Annotated in this window: 1 protein-coding gene; it reads left to right on the top strand. The window is 66.0% G+C overall.

All coding sequences use genetic code 11. The features are described from left to right. Positions 1-620, top strand: a 620-nt coding sequence (locus BCY78_RS25770; protein ID WP_068306922.1) for a hypothetical protein, incomplete at both ends; no start/stop codon positions are given.

Consider the following 620-nt stretch of genomic DNA (forward strand, 5'->3'; position numbering starts at 1 on the left):
GCCTCGCATGACTTCCCCGAGATCCCCGGTGCCGAATTTTATACCTATGCCTACGCAATCGAATTGGACTTCGCCGGCGAGACGCGGCTGGTCCATGCCGGCATCAATGGCGGCGCCCTTTCGCTGAGCGGCGAGTACCCGGTCACGCCGGCCGCCATGCGTGAGCTGCCGTCGCCAGCGGCGGACGCCAGCCCTGCGGAAACCGATGGGGTCAGCGCAATGACGCCGGCCATGACCACCATGCGCGCCTTTGCGCGGGAATGCCTGCGCAACTATCGAACGCCGGGTCTGGCGATCGCGGCCCTCGAGGCGCAGGGCTTGCGGGCGGCGGCCGGCATGGATGCCGGAAGCTGGGAGCTTTCCGCGCCAGGCCTGCAGGGCCTCGTCACCGTCGGAGACGCCCTTTACTGCTCGATCCAGTCCCCCGATATCCCGCTGGACGAAGCCACGACGCTTGGCTGGGAACTTGCGAATGAGCTGTTCCCGGATCTGGTCGAGAAGGGCTCACCGGAAGGGGCAAACGGGCTTTGCGACGGCCTGACGATCCTTGCGCCGCGGCAGATGATTTGGGTGAGCTATGCGCAAGCCGGGAATTCCGGAGCCTGCATCGATGATGGTAC

It is taken from the genome of Pararhodobacter sp. CCB-MM2 (assembly GCF_001691415.1).
Taxonomy (GTDB): domain Bacteria; phylum Pseudomonadota; class Alphaproteobacteria; order Rhodobacterales; family Rhodobacteraceae; genus Pararhodobacter.